Origin of the sequence: Aliarcobacter vitoriensis (assembly GCF_003316695.1) — a bacterium.
Lineage (GTDB): Bacteria > Campylobacterota > Campylobacteria > Campylobacterales > Arcobacteraceae > Aliarcobacter > Aliarcobacter vitoriensis.
In genome coordinates this window covers 81,686-100,260 of the sequence record NZ_PDKB01000007.1, presented here as the reverse complement: position 1 = coordinate 100,260, position 18,575 = coordinate 81,686, and the positions used below count along the sequence as shown (strand labels likewise).

Below are 18,575 nucleotides of genomic sequence, written 5' to 3'. Positions count from 1 at the left end.
TTTCTCTTAAATATTTATTAATTTATATACTTTTTGTTACTAAAAGGCTTTTTTATATTAGTTTTGATAAACTCTAAACTAAAAAAACTAATAAATTTGGAATAAAATTTGAAGATAGAGACAAAAATAGAGAAATTTAATGAACCATTATATCTTGAAAGTGGACGACTTTTAGAGAAATTTGAGATTATTTATGAGACTTATGGAACATTAAATGAAGATAAATCAAATGTAATTATTATTTGTCATGCACTTTCTGGAAGCCATCATGCAGCAGGACGTTATGAGAATGAACCAAAAGCTGGTTGGTGGGATAAGTTTATTGGAGATGGAAAAGTTATAGATACAAGAAAATATTTTGTAATTTGTTCAAACAATATTGGAAGTTCTTATGGCTCTACAAGTCCTATGAGTATTGACCCAGCTACAAAAAAAGAGTATAGATTAAAATTTCCTGTTTTGACAATTTCGGATATTGTAAAAGCACAAATGAAACTTTATGAAAAGTTAGGTATAAAAAATGCAATTGCAGTTATTGGTGGAAGTATGGGAGGTATGCAAGTACTTTGTTATGCAATAGAACAACCAACCTTTGCAAAACATTATATTGCAATGGCAACAACAGCATATACAAGACCTTGGGTTATTGCTATAAATAAGATTGCACTTGAGGCTATAAGACATGACCCAAAGTTTAAAAATGGAAATTATGAACAAGATGATTTACAAGCCTTAGGTTTACCTGGTCTTGCAGTTGGAAGAATGGCTGGTCTTATAGCATATTTAAGCCCTGAACTTTTTAATAAAAAATTTGGAAGAGATTATGTTCAAACAGATGGATTGTATGAACTTTTTGGAAGATTTGAAATAGAAAAATATCTTGAATATAATTCGTATAGTTTTCCAAAATTTTTTGATCCATTATCGTATTTATACATTTGTAAAACAATAAATATTTTTGATGCGGGAAGAAATAAAGATAAATTAGAGGATAGTTTTTTAAAAATAGAAGGAAATTTGCACTTAATAGCATTTAGTGATGATATGTTGTTTTTTGCAAAAGAGATGGAAGAGATAAGAGATATTATGATAAAAATAGGAAAAAAAGAGCAAGTGACTTTTAAGCTAGTTGATAGTTCTAGTGGACATGACTCTTTTTTAGTTGAAGTCGATAAATTTGAAGAATATATAAGAGATATTTTAAAGGAGCATTAAATGGAAGAAAAAAATATAAATTTTGAAGATAAAATATTACAAGCAAAAGAGATTTTAGAAAAACTTTCAAACCCACAAATCACGCTTAGTGATTCATTAAAACTTTATAAAGATGGGCTTAATCAGCTAGAAAATGCACAAAAACTTTTGGATGAGGCAAAATTAATCTTTAATACGGTGAATAAAGATGATTGAAATAGGTGGTAAAATTCAAAAAAGAAGTAGGGTAATAGATACTTTTATATCAAAAGAGGCTTTAAGTGGGCTTTTACTGATATTTGTTACAGTTTTTGCAATATTTATAGCAAATTCAAATTTAGGATCTATGTATTTTGATTTTTGGGATAAAGATTTTGGTTTAGCTTTAGGAAGTCAAACTATAACTATGCCAATAAGACTTTGGATAAATGATGGTTTGATGGCACTATTCTTTTTAATGGTTAGTTTAGAGATAAAACGAGAGTTTTTAATAGGTGAATTAGCAGGAGCAACAAAAGCGTTATTTCCATTTGTAGCATCATTGGGTGGTATGATAGTCCCAGCTTTAGTTTATATATATTTTAATCCAGATAATATGATAGGATTTGGGATTCCTATGGGTACTGATACGGCTTTTGCTATAGCTATTTTGATGCTTTTAGGAAAAAGAGTAAATCCTTTAGTTAAACTTTTTTTAGTTGCTCTTGCTGTAATTGATGATTTAGGAGCAATTTTGGTTGTTGCTTTAGTTTATACAAGCGAGTTACATTTAGAATATTTTATTCATGTTTCAGTAGTTTATTCTTTAATTTGGTTGTTAAATTATTTTGATGTTAAAAAACTTTTACCATATTTGATTTTAGGTGCATTTTTATGGGTGTTTATCCACGAAACAGGAGTTCATGCAACTATTGCTGGAGTTTTGTTGGCTTTTGCTATTCCAATTAGTTCTAAAATGGACGAAAAAGATTTTATAGATACAACAAAATCTAGTCTTGATGAGTTTGAAAAAAATAAAGATGAAAATCCAATTTTGAATAATAGACAAATAAATGCTTTAGAAGGAATTGCTTATGGATATGATAAAGTTCAAAATCCACTTATAAGATTAGAACACAACTTACATGGTTTTTCAGCATTCTTTGTTATGCCAATATTTGCTTTTTCAAATGCAGGAGTTTTATTGGATTTTACAGCAGTAACACAACATTTGATGGTTGTTTTAGGAGTTGCTTTGGGGCTTTTAATTGGAAAACCTTTAGGAATTTTTTCTTTTGTTTATATTGCAACAAAATTTAAACTTATCAAAAAACCTGCAAATATCTCTTGGTTTGAGATTTTATCTGTTGGATTTATAGCTGGAATTGGATTTACAATGTCAATTTTCATAGCAAACTTAGCATTTACAGATGAAGTTATAATCTCTGCAATAAAAATAGGAATTTTCTTAGCATCTTTTGCTGCTACTTTGATAGGTGTAACTTTAATTATTCTTAAACATAGATTAAAATATAAAAGCAAGTAGCTTTTATATTTTAAATTATTCAAATTTTACTCAAAAACTACTATAAATGTAACAAAAACTTAAGCACTTTTTCGATAAACTTGCCAAATTTTAAATCAGCGAAAGGAAAGTTTATGCCAAAAAGAGAAGATATAAAAAATATTTTACTTATAGGTTCAGGACCAATTGTTATAGGACAAGCGTGTGAGTTTGACTATTCAGGAACACAAGCTACTAAAACTTTAAAAGAGCTTGGTTATAGAGTTATTTTGATTAACTCAAATCCAGCAACTATCATGACAGATCCAGAATTTGCTGATAAGACATATATTGAACCAATCACGGAAGAGGTTGTTTTAAATATAATTAAAAAAGAGAACATTGATGCTATTTTACCTACTATGGGTGGTCAAACAGCATTAAATGTTGCGACATCAATGTATGAAAAAGGTCTTTTAGAAGGTATAAATTTTTTAGGAGTTCATCCAGAAGCTATCAAACGAGGAGAAGATAGACATCTTTTCTCTGAATGTATGAGAAAGATAGGACTAGATTTACCAAGAAGTGAAAATGCTTATACCTTGGAAGAGGCAGTTAAAGTTGCAAAAGAGATAGGTTTTCCTGTAATCAGTAGAGCGGCATTTACACTAGCAGGTGGTGGAAGTGGAGTTGCTTATAATATGGAAGAGTTTAAAGCTTTAGCACAAGCTGGGCTTGATGCTTCACCAATCAATGAAATTGAGATTATGGAATCAGTTTTAGGTTGGAAAGAGTATGAAATGGAGATTATCAGAGATACAAATGACAATTGTATTGTAGTTTGTTCTATTGAAAATCTTGATCCAATGGGAGTTCATACAGGAGATTCTGTAACAATAGCACCAGCTTTAACTCTTACAGATAAAGAGTATGCAGTTATGAGAGAAGCTTCTTTTGCTATTCTAAGAGAAATTGGAGTAAATAGTGGTGGTTCAAATGTACAATTTTCTATGTGCCCAAAAACTGGAAGAATGATTGTAATTGAGATGAATCCTAGAGTTTCAAGAAGTTCTGCACTTGCTTCAAAAGCAACTGGTTATCCAATAGCAAAAGTTTCTACACTTTTAGCGGTTGGATTTACTTTAGATGAGATTGTAAATGATATGACTGGAACACTAGCTAGTTTTGAACCAGCAGTTGATTATATAGTTTCAAAAGTTCCAAGATTTACATTTGAAAAGTTCCCAAAAGCAAACTCAACTTTAACAACATCTATGAAATCTGTTGGTGAAGTTATGTCTATTGGAAGAAATTTTAATGAATGTATCCAAAAAGCTTATTGTTCTTTAGAAACAGGTTTGAGTGGGTTTGATAAAATTGAAGCAGATTTAGAAACTATAAAAAGAGAAATAAATAGACCAAATGATAAAAGACTTCAATACTTAATGCAAGGTATGAGAGAAGGCTTAACGAATGATGAAATTTTTGAATTATCAAAAATTGATCCTTGGTTTTTAGCTAAGTTTAGAGAACTTTATGAACTTGAACTTGCTATGACACCAGCTATTTTAAAAGATGAAGAACTTTTAAGAACTGTTAAATCAAATGGATTTAGCGATAAGTTTATTGCAGATATTATTGGAAAAACTGAAGAAGATGTATATACAGCCAGAAAAACTTTAGATATAGATTTCGAATATAATGAAGTTGATACTTGTGCTGGAGAATTTAAAGCTTTAAATCAATATTTATATTCAACTACAAATGTTACAAAAATTCCAAAAATAGAAAAGCCAAAATCAAGTGATAAAAAAGTTATGATTATTGGAGGAGGTCCTAATAGAATTGGGCAAGGAATAGAGTTTGATTATTGTTGTGTACACGCAAGTTTTGCTTTAACTGAAATGGGTGTAAAAACAATTATGTATAACTGCAACCCTGAAACTGTTTCAACAGATTATGATACATCTGATGTATTATATTTTGAACCAATTGATTTTGAACACGTAAGAAGTGTTGTTGAAAAAGAGCAGCCAGATGGTGTTATAGTACATTTTGGTGGGCAAACTCCATTAAAACTAGCAAATGCTTTAACAAATATTGGAGCAAAAATTATAGGAACAACAGCTGAAGTTATTGATTTAGCTGAAGATAGAAAAAAATTCTCTGCATTTGTTGAAAAAATAGGACTTTTACAACCAGAAAATGGAACAGCTGTAAAGATTGATGAAGCAATACAAATAGCTGAAAAAATAGGTTATCCAGTATTGGTTAGACCATCTTTTGTTCTTGGTGGAAGAGGGATGAAAATCGTTTATTCAACTGAAGAGCTAAAACAATATATGGATGAAGCAGTTTCAGTTTCAAATGATGCACCAGTATTAATTGATAAATTCTTAGATAGAGCAATTGAACTAGATGTTGATTGTATTTGTGATGGTAAAGAGGCATATATTGGTGGAATTATGCAACATATTGAAGAAGCAGGTATTCACTCAGGAGATTCAGCTTGTTCATTACCACCAATTAGCATAGAAGACAAATTAATCAAAGAACTTGAAGTAAAAACAAAAGCTATGGCTTTAGGACTTGGAGTTGTAGGATTGATGAATGTTCAATATGCAATTCACAAAGGTGAAATATATTTAATTGAAGTGAATCCAAGAGCGAGTAGAACAGTTCCATTTGTATCTAAAGCAACAGGAATTCCACTTGCAAAAGTAGCAACGAGAGTTATGTGGGGACATAGTTTACGAGATGCTTTAAAAGTTTATGATAGAGATATTGTTTATGAAGATAATGGTGTTTTAAAACCAAAACTTAAAAATCATGTTGCAGTAAAAGAGTCTGTTTTCCCATTTAATAAACTTGTAGGTGCTGATTTACTTTTAAGTCCAGAGATGAAATCTACTGGTGAGGTTATGGGAATTGCTGATAATTTTGCTATGGCATTTGCAAAATCTCAAAGTGCTGCTAAAAACTCACTTCCAAAATCTGGAAAAGTATTTATCTCTTTATGTGATTTGGATAAAGAGTTTGCTTCTAGTATTGCAAAAGAACTAAACGATAGTGGATTTAGTATATGTGCAACTGGCGGAACAGAAAAAATTATATCTGAAGCTGGTATACCTTGTGAAAAAGTATTGAAGGTGAGTGAAGGAAGACCAAATATCACTGATTTACTAACAAATGGTGATATTGCAATGGCTATTAATACAAGTGGAGAGCAAGAATCATCAAAAGATGATGGTAAAGATATAAGAAGAGCGGTTCTAAGAATGAATGTTCCATATTTTACAACTGTAGCTGCTGCAAATGCTGCAACTGAAGCAATAAAAGAGCTGAAAACTAAAGATGTTTCGACTCCAAAATCTATTCAAGAGTTCTTAAACTATTAATGAACTCTAGCTTAGTTTATCTAGTACAAACAGATACAACAGTTGGTTTTTCATCTTCAAATGATGAAAAACTAACAAAGCTAAAACAAAGAGAAAAATCAAAAAAAATTTTACATACTGTGAACTCTTTTAAAACATTAAATAACTTTACAAGAGTTCCAAAATATCATAGAAAATTTGTAAGAAATAGTAAAAAAACTACTTTTATATATTCGAATTTAAAATCATTTAGAGTTGTTGATAAAGTCTCAAAATTTTATGATTTTATAGATAAATTTGATATATTGTATTCGACTTCAGCAAATAAAACTTCTTGTAATTTTGAGTATGAGTTTGCATTTTTAAATACAGATGTTATAGTAGAAAATAATTTTGGTTTTTTTGAAACAACAGCTTCTAAAATATATATGTTAAAAAATAAGAAATTAAAAAAAATTAGGTAGATGATTTTTTATTATCATTTTAAGTAAAATAAAACAAAAAATAAAATATAATACCTACTTTGACCCCGTCGTCTAGTGGCCAAGGACGTTAGGATTTCCTCCTAAACACGCAAGTTCGAATCTTGCTGGGGTCGCCAAATTAAAATATTAGAAATAACTCAAGGGGAAATTTGTGCAAAATGAAAAGTATATACAAGAAGATGAGATAGATTTAATAGAATTATTTAAAACTATTTGGAATAAAAAGATTTTTATAGTTATATTTACATCAATTATCACGATATTATCGATAATTTATGTAAGTTTAAAAACACCAATATATGAAGTAACGGCTTTAGTTGAAATAGGTACGTATAAGACTGAAGCAAATCAAGATATAACAATAGATAATGTTGATAATTTATCAAAAAAACTATCTACTATTTTTATAGATTTAAGAAAAAATATTGTAGATAAAGAGTTTGAAATTACTAAAATAACTACTTTAAAAGGTATGAAAAATTTTATAGAGATTTCTAGTGAAGCTTCATCAAATACTGATGCTATAGAAGGGCTGAATGAAGTAATCGAATATATAAGAAGTGAACATACAAAATTACTAGATGATGTAAAAGAAAAAAATGAATTTGATTTGAAAAATATTGCTTTAACTATAAAAAATATTGAAGATGATAAACTTGTAAATATAGAGAAAAAAATTGAGTTATATAATCAAAATATTTTAAATTTAGAAGAACAAATGAATTCAGTAACAGAAACTCTAAAAAATATAAATAAGTTAGATCCATCTATCTCTGCTCTTAAACTTATGGAAAAAAGAGATATATCTAATGCTATTATTTCAAATAAATCAAATTTATATGACCTCATAGAAAAAAAAGAAAATCTAATAAATGTTGAAATAAATAAATTATTAGATAGAAAGAAGATACTTGAAACTCTTTCTTTTCCTCATAATCTAAAAAATAGTGAAGTTGTAGGGAGTATTTTGGTAAATGAATATCCTGTAAAACCTAAAAAACCTCTTATAGTTGCAGTTGCTTTTGTAACTGGATTTATCTTGTCTATATTTTTTGTATTTTTTATGCAGTTTGTGAATAGTATGAAAAGAGAAGAAAATTAAAATGAAAGGCATAATATTAGCAGGTGGAAGTGGAACAAGATTATATCCAATTACAAAGGGTGTAAGTAAGCAATTAGTTCCAATATATGATAAACCAATGATATATTATCCACTTTCAGTTTTAATGTTAGCTGGAATTAAAGAAGTTTTGATTATAACAACTCCACAAGACCAACAAAGTTTTATAAATCTTCTAGGAGATGGAAAAGATTTGGGAATGAGATTTGAATATGTAGTTCAACCACGTCCAGATGGTTTAGCACAGGCATTTATCTTAGGAGAAGAGTTTTTAAATGGAGATGATGCTTGTTTGGTTTTGGGGGATAATATTTTTTATGGACATGGTTTAACTCAACTTCTAGCACAAAGTATAAAAAATATAAATGATGAAAACAAAGCAACTGTTTTTGGATATTATGTAAAAGATCCTGAAAGATATGGAGTTGCTGAATTTAATGATAATGGTGATGTAATCTCAATTGAAGAAAAACCAAATAATCCAAAATCAAACTATGCTGTTGTTGGATTGTATTTTTACCCAAATGATGTAGTGAAAAAAGCAAAGAATGTAAAACCAAGTGATCGAGGAGAATTAGAAATTACAACTTTAAATCAAGAATACCTAAATGAAGATAGATTAAAAGTAGAACTTATGGGAAGAGGCTACGCTTGGCTTGATACTGGAACTCATGAAAGTTTACTAGAAGCTTCAAGTTTTATTCAAACTATTGAAAATAGACAAAGTCTAAAAGTAGCTTGTCTTGAGGAGATAGCTTATGAAATGGGATATATTTCTAAAGAAAAATTACTAGAATTAGCTGAACCTTTAAATAAAAATCAATATGGACAATATTTAATAAGAAGAGCACAACAAGGGAAATTATATGCAATTTCAAAGAACTAATATTCCTGATGTAGTAATAATTGAACCAAAAGTTTATGGTGATAGTAGAGGATACTTTGTAGAGACATTTCGAGCTGATAAACTTGAAGAGTTTTTGGGATATAAAATAGATTTTTGCCAAGATAATGAATCAAAATCTTCTAAAGGTGTATTAAGAGGTTTACATTATCAAGTTCCACCATTTGCACAAACAAAACTTGTAAGAGTTATACAAGGAAGAGTATTAGATGTTGCAGTTGATATAAGAAAAAAATCTCCAACTTTTGGACAATATGTAGCAGTTGAACTGTCTAGTGAAAATAAAAGACAATTACTAGTTCCAAGAGGTTTTGCACATGGATTTGTAGTTCTTGAAGATAATACAGTGTTCGCTTATAAAGTAGATAACTATTATAGTCCTGAATGTGATAGAGGAATTGCTTTTGATGATGATAGTTTAAATATAGATTGGATTTTGAATAAAGAAGAGTTAAATCTATCTTTAAAAGATACAAAACAACCAAAACTTAATGAAACAAAAGATTTGTTTGAATTTGGAGTAAATTATTATGTTTAATTCAAAATCTTACAATATTTTAATAACTGGTTCAAATGGTTTTATAGGTAAAAATTTGTTAAAAAAATTAAATATTGATGATTTTAATATCTTAGAATTTAATAGAAATGATTCATTAGATATATTAGAAAAACATATTATTCAAAGTGATTTTATAATTCATCTTGCAGGAGAAGTTAGACCAAATAGTTCAGGAGATGATTTTAAAACTTCAAATACTTTGCTTACTCAAAATATTATAAATATTCTTAAAAAACAGGATAAAAAAATACCTATTTTGATGGCTTCAACAATACATGCTAAGCTTCTTAAAAATGAATATGGTAAAACAAAACGAGAAGCAGAAGTTTTAATAGAAGAATATTCAAAATATATAAATACTAATTGTTCTATATATAGATTGCCACATGTTTTTGGAGAAGGGTGCAAAGCAAATTATAATTCAGTTATTTCTACTTGGATTTATAATAGTATAAATAATATAGAAATAAATTGTTTTGATAGAAATATTGAAATGCACTATGTTTATGTTCAAGATATAGTAGATGAATTTATTTTTACTATTCAAAATGGTTTACAAAATGATTTATATATTGAACCAGAGAAAGTCTATATAACAACACTTGGTGAAGTTGTAGATATAATAAAAGAATTTAAAAAAAATATTCAAAATGTTAATTATATAATAAATAATTTTGAATTTAAACAAAAACTTTTCAATACATATTTAGATTATTATAGGAGTTCAAATGTTAAATAACAATAATAAAACAATACTTGTAACAGGATGTGCAGGATTTATAGGAAGTAACTTTGTACCATATTTTTTAGATAAATATCCTAACTATAATTTAGTGAATCTAGATCTTTTAACTTATGCAGGAGATTTGGAAAATTTAAAAGAGTGTGAAAATAATCCTAGATATAAATTTATTAAAGGTGATATTTGTAATCGTGAACTGATAGAGTTTATTTTTAATGAGTTTGATATAAAAGGTGTTATTCACTTTGCAGCTGAATCTCATGTTGATAATAGTATCAAAAATCCAGGAGTTTTCGTGCAAACAAATGTAAATGGAACTTTTACTTTGATAGATGTAGCATATAAATATTGGATGGATAAACCATTTGTTTATAAATCAAATTACCAAGATTGTAGATTTCATCATATATCGACAGATGAAGTGTATGGAACACTATCAGAAGATCCAAATGATTTATTTACCGAAAAGACTCCCTATGCTCCAAACTCTCCATATTCAGCTTCTAAAGCTAGTAGTGATATGATAATAAGAGCATATAACGAAACTTATGGTCTAAATACAGTTATTACAAACTGTTCGAATAACTATGGACCAAAACAACATGATGAAAAATTAATCCCAACTATTATAAGAAATGCTTTAAAACAAAATCCAATTCCTATTTATGGTGATGGAAAAAATATAAGAGATTGGTTGTATGTACTTGACCACTGTAAAGGAATAGACCTTTGTTATCATAATGGAAAGACTGGAGAAACATATAATATTGGTGGAAGAAATGAAAGAACAAATCTACAAATAGTAAATAGAATTTGTGAAATACTTGATGAAAAATTACCACTTGTAACAGGGACTTCAGTTCCTATGGGCTGGACTAAAGTTCAGTTTCCAAAATCTTATAAAGAATTAATAACATTTGTAGAAGATAGAGCAGGACATGATAGAAGATATGCAATAGATGCTACAAAGCTTGAAAATGAACTTGGTTGGAAAGCAGATGAGAACTTTGACACAGGAATAGTGAAAACTATTAGCTGGTATTTAGGAAAATATAATGCAAAAGGTTAACTTTATGGAGAATAGTATATGTATAGTTGGGTTAGGATATGTAGGGCTTCCTTTAGCTCATGCTTTTAGTGAAAAATATGAAGTTGTTGGTTTTGATATAGATAATTCAAGAATAGAAGAGTTAAAAAGAGCTTTTGATAGAACCTTAGAATTAGATGAAAGTCAGATGAAAGATGCTATTAAAAATGGTATGAAATTTACTATGAATATTGAAGATATAAAAGACTCTAATATTTATATAGTTACTGTTCCCACTCCAATAAAAGATAATAATGAACCAGATTTAACTCCTATTATAAAATCAACTGAAACTGTAGCAAAAGTATTAAAGAGAAATGATATTGTAATATATGAAAGTACAGTTTATCCAGGTGTTACTGAAGAGATTTGTGTTCCTATTTTAGAAGAGTTTAGTGGATTTAAGTTCAATAAAGATTTTTTCTGTGGATACTCTCCCGAGAGAATAAATCCAGGAGATAAAGAGCATACTGTTACAAAAATACTTAAGATAACATCTGGTTCAACACCAGAAATTTCTAAAAAAGTGGATGAATTATATAAAAGTATCATAACAGCAGGAACTCATCTTGCACCAACTATCAAAGTTGCTGAAGCTGCAAAAGTTATAGAAAATACACAAAGAGATGTTAATATTGCACTTATAAATGAACTTGCTATGATTTTTGATTTAATGGATATAAATACACAAGATGTTATAGAAGCAGCTGCTACAAAATGGAATTTTATCAAACTTTTCCCAGGACTTGTTGGAGGACATTGTATAGGTGTTGATCCATACTACCTTACACATAAAGCTCAAAGTTTAGGATATATGCCAAACTTAATTTTAGGTGCAAGACAAATTAATAATGGTATTAGTAAATATATAGCTGATAAGACTTTAAAATTAATTGTTAGTGAAAATAAAAAATTAAATGGTTCAAATATATTGGTTCTTGGAGCTACATTTAAAGAAAATTGTCCTGATATGAGAAATTCAAAAGTTCTTGATATTATAAAAGAACTTGAAGAGTTTAAATGTAATATTGAAGTTTATGATTATTGGATAGATGAAAGTGATAAAAATATAAAACCTCTTAATTTTTTAGAAGAATTACCACTTAATAGTGAAAGATATGATGCTATTATAGTTGCAGTAAATCATGATAAGTTTAAAAATATCTCTACAAATGATTATAAAGGAATGTCAAAAGGTATACCTATTGTAATAGATGTAAAAGGTATAGTAGAAGAACCTACATGGAGATTATAAAATGAAAAAAATAAATTTTGCACTTATTGGAGCTAGTGGATATATAGCACCAAGACATATGAAAGCTATAAAAGAGACAGAAAATGAGCTTGTGGTTGCTATGGATACTTATGATGGTATTGGGATAATGGATAGCAATTTTCCACAAGCGGATTTTTTTACAGAATTCGAAAGATTTAGTTCATTTGTTGATAATTTTAAACGAAGTGGTGAAAATATAGATTATATGGCTATTACTACACCAAATTATTTACATGATAGTCATATTAGATTTGCTTTAAAAAGTGGTGCAAATGCTATTTGTGAAAAACCTTTAGTTTTAAACCCAAATCAAATAGATGATTTAAAAATAGTAGAAAAAGAGAGTGGGAAAAAAGTATATACAATACTACAATTAAGACTTCATGATTCTATAATTGCTTTAAAAGAAAGAATATCAAAAGAGTTAGAAAAAAATCCATCTAAGGTTTATGATATTGATTTAACATATTTAACAAGTCGTGGTAAATGGTACTTTGAATCTTGGAAAGGTGATGAAAAAAAATCAGGTGGAATAGCTTCAAATATTGGAGTCCACTTTTTTGATATGTTATCTTGGATTTTTGGAGAACTACAAGAAAATATTGTATATATAAAAAATCCTGATGTAAATGCTGGATATATGAAACTAAAAAATGCAAATGTTAGATGGTTTTTATCTGTAAATTATGATTATATTCCAGAAGAGATAAAAGCTACAGGGAAAACTACATTTAGAAGTATAACTGTTGATGGAGAAGAGTTTGAATTTAGTGAAGGTTTTACAGATTTACATACAAAATCATATAAAGATATTTTAAATGGTGGTGGATTTGGTCTTGATGATGCAAAAAATTCAATAGTGATAGTCTCTGATATTAGAAAAATGCAAATAACTAATTTAGATGAAAAATCTCATCCATTTTGTAAAAAAGTTTTAGGATAATATATGGCTTCTTATTTTGCACATGAGTCGAGTTATATTGATGAAAATGTAATTATAGGGGATGATACTAAAATTTGGCATTTTTCACATATATTAAATGGTTCACATATTGGGAGCAATTGTTCATTTGGGCAAAACTGTGTAGTTGGTCCAAAAGTAAATATTGGAAATGGTGTAAAAGTTCAAAATAATATTTCTATATATGAAGGTGTTGAAGTAGAAGATGATGTTTTTTTAGGACCTTCTATTGTATTTACAAATGTTATAAATCCAAGAGCTTTTATAGTACGGAAAGAAGAGTTTAAAAAAACAATTCTTAAAAAAGGCTGTAGTATTGGAGCAAACGCTACTGTTGTTTGTGGAGTAACTATTGGAAAATATGCACTTATTGGAAGTGGCGCAGTAGTAAATAAAGATGTAAAACCATATGCTCTTATGGTAGGAGTACCTGCAAAACAAATCGGATGGGTTTCAAAAGCTGGAAATACACTAAAATTTGATGAGAATAATATCGCTATTGATAGCTTTGATAATAGTAGATATAAAATAGAAAATGATAATTTAATTTTAATAAAAGAGTAAAAATGAAGATAGATTTTGCAAATTTACAATACCAACATAATCTTTATAAAGAAGAGATAGAAGAATCTATACTAAAAGTAGCTAGAAATTGTAACTTTATCATGGGAAATGAAGTTACTGAACTAGAGAAAAGTTTAGAAGAGTTTACGGATGCAAAATATGCAATAACTTGTAGTAATGGTACAGATGCACTACTTCTTGCTATGATGGCACTTGATATAAAACCAGGAGATGAAGTTATAACTACTCCATTTACTTTTATAGCAACAGCTGAAATGATAGCATTTTTAGGTGCTATCCCTGTATTTGTAGATATTGATGAAAAAACTTATAATATAAATCCAGATTTAATAGAAGAAAAAATAACTTCTAAAACAAAAGCTATTATTCCAGTATCTCTTTATGGGCAACCTTCAGATATGAATAAAATAAACCAAATATCTAAAAAATATAATCTTAAAGTAATTATAGATGGTGCTCAAAGTTTTGGTTCTACTTTCAATGGTATCTCTGATTCTACACTAGGTGATATTTCAACAACTTCATTTTTCCCTGCAAAACCACTTGGATGCTATGGAGATGGTGGAGCAGTTTTTACTAATGATGAAAAATTAGCTATTAAAATGAAATCTTTAAGACTTCATGGACAATCAAAAAGATATCATCATCAATATATTGGTATAGGTGGAAGACTTGACACTATACAAGCAGCAGTTTTAAATGTGAAACTAAAGTATTATAAAAAAGATTTGGCAAAAAGAGCTGAAGTTGCTTCTAAATACACAAAAGCTTTAGAAAACAAATCTAATCTAATACTTCCTTATGTGGATACTAAATCAACATCAGCTTGGGCTCAATACTCAATAAGAGTAAAAAATAGAGATGAAATTCAAAATAAATTAAAAAAAGTTGGAATTCCAACAGCAGTTCATTATCCTATGCCTTTACATTTACAAGAGTGTTTTAAATATCTTGGATATAATAAAGGTGATTTTCCTATCTCTGAAGTAGTATCAGAAGAAATTATGAGCTTGCCTATGAATCCTTATATTACTGATGAGGAAATTGAGTATATCGTAAAGAATTTATAATAAGGAATAGAAATTGAGTTATATTAAAAAAAATATACTAGTTTCTGGTGTTACTTCTGGAATGGGATTAGTTTTTTGTGAACTTCTTGATAAAAATAAGTATAATATTTATCCTCTCTTGAGAAAAAAAAGTAATAAAAATTTAGATTTTTATTACCAAAATATAATTGAAGTAGATTTTAGTAAACCACAGAATATAGAAGAAATATTTTCAAAAATTAATATAAAATTTGATGCTTTTATAAATTTTGCAGGAATATTACCTGGAAAATCTATTTTTGAACAAGATTATAATGGTTTAAAAGAATTATTTGATATAAATGTACTTTCTCCAATGTTAATAATAAAAAGTATTCAATTAAAATTAAATAAAAATGCAGTTATTGTTTTGTTAGGTTCTATCTCTGCTCAAAAAGGTAGTTATGATGATCCTTATTCAGCTTCAAAAGGAGCTATACATAGTCTGGTAAAATCTGTTTCTTTAAAATTTGCTCCAAATGTAAGAGTTGTAGGAATTGCACCAGGTATAACTGATAATACTGGAATGACAAATAATTTAGTTGATGGTTTATATGAACAAAATATTCAAAAAGTACCTTTAAATTGTGCAGCTCAACCTGAAGATATTGCAGAATTAATTTTATTTATCATAGAAAAACATGCAAAATTTATGACAGGATGTGTTATTGATATAAATGGTGGACAATATTTAAGATGAATTTTTATGATGTTATTGTTATAGGAGCTGGTTTTTTTGGATTAAGAACAGCTCTTTTTTTTGCAAAAATAAATAAAAAAGTTTTAATATTAGAGTCTAATTCAAAAGCATTTCAAAATGCATCTTTAATAAATCAAGCCAGAGTACATAATGGATACCATTATCCAAGAAGTTACCCTACAGCGTTAAGTTCTCATAATCATTATGAAATATTTTGTGAAGAATATAAAACTGCAATCAGTGGAGAATTTAAAAAAATTTATGCAATAGCTCAAAAAAATTCATATATAAATGCTAATCAATTTGAGAATTTTTGTAATAAAATTCAAATTCCTTTGAAAGAAGCTACCTCAGATATTAAGGGATTATTTAATAGAAATTTAATAGAAAATGTTTATTTAACTAAAGAAGTAGCCTTTAATGCTTATATTATTAAGGAAATATTATTACAAGAATTGTCTAAATTTTCTAATGTTGAAATAAAGTATAATACTTCTGTAAATAAAATTGAAAAAAAAGAAAAAGCTTTAGTTCTTACTCAAACTGGAGAAATTTATTCAACAGATAATTTATTTAACATTACATATGCTAGTATTAATAACTTATTACAAAATAGTAATTTCTCATTATTAGATTTTAAATTAGAATTTGCAGAAATAGCTTTGATTAAACCTCCTAAAGAGTTAAAAACTTTAGGTATCACTATAATGGATGGTGAATATTGGTCAAGTATGCCTTTCCCTACTTATAATTGTCATTCTTTGAGTCATGTTAGATATACTCCACATTATTCTTGGTTTGAGAAAGAAAAATGTATTAATCCTTATGAACTTTTAAAAATAAAACCTCAAACAAAATCTCTGTATATGATAAAAGATGCAAGTAGATATGTTCCTATAATAGATAAAGCTGAATATATTAAATCTTTATATACAATTAAAACAATAGTTTCTAGAAATGAAGATAATGATGGAAGACCTATTGTTATAAAAAAACATAATAACAAACCAAACATATATTCAATTTTAGGTTCAAAAATTGATAATATATATGATTTAGAGAATTATTTAAAGGAAATATATGAATAATGATATTTTGGTAAGTGTTGTTGCTCCAGTTTTTAATGAGGAAGATTGTATTAAAAAGTATATTGATGAAACAATTAAAGTTTTAAAGTTAAATTATTTGAACTATGAACTTCTTTTAATAGATGACGGTTCTATTGATAATACTACAAAAATTATTGAAAAAATATTACTTAATGAAAAAAATATTAGATTAATCTCTTTATCTAGAAATTATGGAAGAGAGATTGCTATGACTGCTGGATTGGATAGTTGTATAGGAGATTATGTTGTTATGATGGACTCAGATTTACAAGACTCTCCAAGTTTAATACCTTCTTTGATAAATAAAGCAATAGAAGAAAAATATGATATTGTTTATGCTGCTCGTACATCAAGAGATGGAGAAAGTTTCCTTAAAAAAATTTCTTCTAAATTATTTTATAGGATAACAACAAAATTAACAGGTTTAAAAATACCAGATGATGCGGGTGATTTTAGAGTATTTAATAGAAAAGCTGTTAATTCTTTGATTCAACTAAAAGAATCAAATAGATATATGAAAATGTTATATGCATATGTTGGATTTTCCGTAGGAAGTATACCTTTTAATAGAGAAAAGAGATTTGCAGGGACAACTAAATATAATTATTTTAAATTAATAAATGCATCTTTAGATGCAATAATAAGTTTTTCTAGCATGCCACTTAGGATAGTTTCTTTATTAAGTGTTCTTATAAGCTTTTTACTTTTTTTAACATCAGGAGGAGTTTTTATATATAAATTATTAGATTCAACAAATAGTATAGCTTCGGGATGGGCTTCGACAATAGTACTGATAACATTTTTATTTTCAATGTTATTTATATTCTTAGCAGTTATTTCCGAATACATAAGTAGGATTTTAGTTGAAAGTAAGAATAGACCATTATATTATATTAAAAAAGAATCAAATAGTTCAGTATTAAGAGATAAGAATATTGTAGATGATTTATAGATATTTAATAGTTGGTATTATAAATACTTTGATATCTTTTGTTCTAATAGTTGTTTTTTATAAATGGCTAGATTTTTCATATAACTTAGCATATTCATTTGGTTATTTGATAGCATTTTTAAATAGTTTTGTAATGAATAAAGTTTTTACATTTAAGAGTAAAAATTATTGGAGAAAAGATTTTATAGGATTTACACTAGTTTTCTTTATATCTTATATTTTTAGTTATTTAATATTATATATTCTTGTAGAAATTTTGTTACTAGAAAAATTTCTTGGAATAATATTTTCTATGATAATTTATACTATAGTTAGTTATATATTAAATAAGAAAATTTTTAATGAGAGAGATGTAAAATAATGCAATATATTAATTTCAATAAATTTACTTTATTTTTTGTTATGAGTTTATTTTCATATATACTATTTATTATAATATCAAATCTGGATAGAGGACTTGATACAACTGATGAAAGTTATTATATTCTAGTAGCTAAGTATCTAGAAAATTGGTATTTATCCCCTATGAATGAGGGATATTATACTCAATTTATATATAAACTAACTAATTGGAATATAAAATATGTTAGAGGTATAGGAATTTTTTTATTGTTATTGTCCTCTTTTATGTTCTCAGTAAATTTATTAAAATTTATAACTACTAAATTTAATCTTAAAACTAGTAATACAGAAAAATATTTATTTGTTATTACAATAACTATGTCTTCTTTAATTTATTATCAGCATTGGTTATTTACTCCTTCATATAATTTATTGCAAATTGTAAGTATTAATTTTATAATTAGTTTTTTATTAATTATAATTAATAATTATAAAAATATAGAGAGTGGATTTTTTAAGTTAGAGTATATTTTATTGAGTTTTTTTTATTGTACATCTTTTTTAATAAAACCTATAACGGCAGTTATTATGGCAATTGTGTCGATATTTAT

Annotated in this window: 18 protein-coding genes and 1 tRNA gene; all 19 read left to right on the top strand. The window is 27.3% G+C overall.

Annotated features, from left to right (window positions below; translation table 11 throughout):
* Positions 1–108 precede the first annotated feature (108 nt).
* A complete protein-coding gene (metX, locus tag CRU91_RS05375; RefSeq protein ID WP_113894164.1) occupies positions 109–1,215 on the top strand; it encodes a homoserine O-acetyltransferase MetX in 1,107 nt (368 codons plus the stop codon).
* Positions 1,216–1,410 carry an exodeoxyribonuclease VII small subunit gene (gene xseB / locus CRU91_RS05370; RefSeq protein ID WP_113894163.1) on the top strand — a complete coding sequence of 65 codons (195 nt, stop codon included), beginning with the start codon at positions 1,216–1,218 and terminating at the stop codon, positions 1,408–1,410.
* Positions 1,403–2,719, top strand: a complete 1,317-nt coding sequence (gene nhaA / locus CRU91_RS05365) for a Na+/H+ antiporter NhaA (protein ID WP_235826956.1) — start codon at positions 1,403–1,405, stop codon at positions 2,717–2,719. Before xseB ends, nhaA begins: the two co-directional genes overlap by 8 nt.
* Positions 2,720–2,832: 113 nt before the next feature.
* Complete coding sequence (carB, locus tag CRU91_RS05360; protein WP_113894161.1) at positions 2,833–6,075, top strand: carbamoyl-phosphate synthase large subunit; 3,243 nt, start codon at positions 2,833–2,835, stop codon at positions 6,073–6,075.
* The gene (locus tag CRU91_RS05355; protein WP_113894159.1) at positions 6,075–6,518 is read left to right on the top strand and encodes a Sua5 YciO YrdC YwlC family protein; all 444 of its coding nucleotides are present in this window, start codon (positions 6,075–6,077) and stop codon (positions 6,516–6,518) included. Before carB ends, CRU91_RS05355 begins: the two co-directional genes overlap by 1 nt.
* A 61-nt stretch (positions 6,519–6,579) precedes the next feature.
* Positions 6,580–6,655 (top strand) — tRNA-Glu (locus CRU91_RS05350).
* Positions 6,656–6,690: 35 nt separating this feature from the next.
* The gene (locus CRU91_RS05345) at positions 6,691–7,641 is read left to right on the top strand and encodes a Wzz/FepE/Etk N-terminal domain-containing protein (RefSeq protein WP_113894157.1); all 951 of its coding nucleotides are present in this window, start codon (positions 6,691–6,693) and stop codon (positions 7,639–7,641) included.
* Between the two features lies 1 nt (position 7,642).
* Complete coding sequence (rfbA, locus tag CRU91_RS05340) at positions 7,643–8,545, top strand: glucose-1-phosphate thymidylyltransferase RfbA (RefSeq protein WP_113894155.1); 903 nt, start codon at positions 7,643–7,645, stop codon at positions 8,543–8,545.
* Positions 8,526–9,101, top strand: coding sequence for a dTDP-4-dehydrorhamnose 3,5-epimerase (rfbC, locus tag CRU91_RS05335; RefSeq protein WP_113894153.1), 576 nt, complete (start codon positions 8,526–8,528; stop codon positions 9,099–9,101). Before rfbA ends, rfbC begins: the two co-directional genes overlap by 20 nt.
* On the top strand, positions 9,094–9,861 hold the full coding sequence (locus tag CRU91_RS05330) for an NAD-dependent epimerase/dehydratase family protein (RefSeq protein ID WP_113894151.1): 768 nt from the start codon (positions 9,094–9,096) through the stop codon (positions 9,859–9,861). The genes rfbC and CRU91_RS05330 overlap by 8 nt, the downstream gene beginning before the upstream one ends.
* The gene (gene rfbB / locus CRU91_RS05325; protein ID WP_113894148.1) at positions 9,851–10,933 is read left to right on the top strand and encodes a dTDP-glucose 4,6-dehydratase; all 1,083 of its coding nucleotides are present in this window, start codon (positions 9,851–9,853) and stop codon (positions 10,931–10,933) included. Before CRU91_RS05330 ends, rfbB begins: the two co-directional genes overlap by 11 nt.
* A gap of 4 nt (positions 10,934–10,937) precedes the next feature.
* A complete protein-coding gene (locus CRU91_RS05320) occupies positions 10,938–12,206 on the top strand; it encodes a nucleotide sugar dehydrogenase (protein ID WP_113894219.1) in 1,269 nt (422 codons plus the stop codon).
* A 1-nt stretch (position 12,207) separates the two neighbouring features.
* Positions 12,208–13,170 (top strand): Gfo/Idh/MocA family oxidoreductase, encoded by a 963-nt coding sequence (locus CRU91_RS05315; RefSeq protein WP_113894146.1) that lies wholly within the window; start codon positions 12,208–12,210, stop codon positions 13,168–13,170.
* Positions 13,171–13,173: 3 nt separating this feature from the next.
* Complete coding sequence (locus CRU91_RS05310; protein WP_113894144.1) at positions 13,174–13,752, top strand: acyltransferase; 579 nt, start codon at positions 13,174–13,176, stop codon at positions 13,750–13,752.
* A gap of 2 nt (positions 13,753–13,754) precedes the next feature.
* Positions 13,755–14,843, top strand: coding sequence for a DegT/DnrJ/EryC1/StrS family aminotransferase (locus CRU91_RS05305; RefSeq protein WP_113894142.1), 1,089 nt, complete (start codon positions 13,755–13,757; stop codon positions 14,841–14,843).
* Between the two features lie 13 nt (positions 14,844–14,856).
* On the top strand, positions 14,857–15,561 hold the full coding sequence (locus CRU91_RS05300) for an SDR family NAD(P)-dependent oxidoreductase (protein WP_113894140.1): 705 nt from the start codon (positions 14,857–14,859) through the stop codon (positions 15,559–15,561).
* Positions 15,558–16,649: an FAD-dependent oxidoreductase gene (locus tag CRU91_RS05295; RefSeq protein ID WP_113894138.1), complete on the top strand. Its 1,092-nt coding sequence runs from the start codon at positions 15,558–15,560 to the stop codon at positions 16,647–16,649. Before CRU91_RS05300 ends, CRU91_RS05295 begins: the two co-directional genes overlap by 4 nt.
* On the top strand, positions 16,642–17,622 hold the full coding sequence (locus tag CRU91_RS05290) for a glycosyltransferase family 2 protein (RefSeq protein ID WP_113894136.1): 981 nt from the start codon (positions 16,642–16,644) through the stop codon (positions 17,620–17,622). The genes CRU91_RS05295 and CRU91_RS05290 overlap by 8 nt, the downstream gene beginning before the upstream one ends.
* Positions 17,612–17,983: a GtrA family protein gene (locus CRU91_RS05285; RefSeq protein WP_113894134.1), complete on the top strand. Its 372-nt coding sequence runs from the start codon at positions 17,612–17,614 to the stop codon at positions 17,981–17,983. Before CRU91_RS05290 ends, CRU91_RS05285 begins: the two co-directional genes overlap by 11 nt.
* Positions 17,984–18,575: the final 592 nt, after the last annotated feature.

What these genes read in the sequence shown, in the direction of transcription:
- rfbB (WP_113894148.1), top strand. Translation starts at nt 9,851, where the DNA reads ATGTTAAATAACAATAATAAAACAATACTTGTAACAGGATGTGCAGGA.
- nhaA (WP_235826956.1), top strand. Translation starts at nt 1,403, where the DNA reads ATGATTGAAATAGGTGGTAAAATTCAAAAAAGAAGTAGGGTAATAGAT.
- CRU91_RS05285 (WP_113894134.1), top strand. Translation starts at nt 17,612, where the DNA reads ATGATTTATAGATATTTAATAGTTGGTATTATAAATACTTTGATATCT.
- CRU91_RS05305 (WP_113894142.1), top strand. Translation starts at nt 13,755, where the DNA reads ATGAAGATAGATTTTGCAAATTTACAATACCAACATAATCTTTATAAA.
- xseB (WP_113894163.1), top strand. Translation starts at nt 1,216, where the DNA reads ATGGAAGAAAAAAATATAAATTTTGAAGATAAAATATTACAAGCAAAA.
- rfbA (WP_113894155.1), top strand. Translation starts at nt 7,643, where the DNA reads ATGAAAGGCATAATATTAGCAGGTGGAAGTGGAACAAGATTATATCCA.
- CRU91_RS05295 (WP_113894138.1), top strand. Translation starts at nt 15,558, where the DNA reads ATGAATTTTTATGATGTTATTGTTATAGGAGCTGGTTTTTTTGGATTA.
- CRU91_RS05290 (WP_113894136.1), top strand. Translation starts at nt 16,642, where the DNA reads ATGAATAATGATATTTTGGTAAGTGTTGTTGCTCCAGTTTTTAATGAG.
- rfbC (WP_113894153.1), top strand. Translation starts at nt 8,526, where the DNA reads ATGCAATTTCAAAGAACTAATATTCCTGATGTAGTAATAATTGAACCA.
- CRU91_RS05315 (WP_113894146.1), top strand. Translation starts at nt 12,208, where the DNA reads ATGAAAAAAATAAATTTTGCACTTATTGGAGCTAGTGGATATATAGCA.
- CRU91_RS05320 (WP_113894219.1), top strand. Translation starts at nt 10,938, where the DNA reads ATGGAGAATAGTATATGTATAGTTGGGTTAGGATATGTAGGGCTTCCT.
- carB (WP_113894161.1), top strand. Translation starts at nt 2,833, where the DNA reads ATGCCAAAAAGAGAAGATATAAAAAATATTTTACTTATAGGTTCAGGA.
- CRU91_RS05355 (WP_113894159.1), top strand. Translation starts at nt 6,075, where the DNA reads ATGAACTCTAGCTTAGTTTATCTAGTACAAACAGATACAACAGTTGGT.
- CRU91_RS05310 (WP_113894144.1), top strand. Translation starts at nt 13,174, where the DNA reads ATGGCTTCTTATTTTGCACATGAGTCGAGTTATATTGATGAAAATGTA.
- CRU91_RS05330 (WP_113894151.1), top strand. Translation starts at nt 9,094, where the DNA reads ATGTTTAATTCAAAATCTTACAATATTTTAATAACTGGTTCAAATGGT.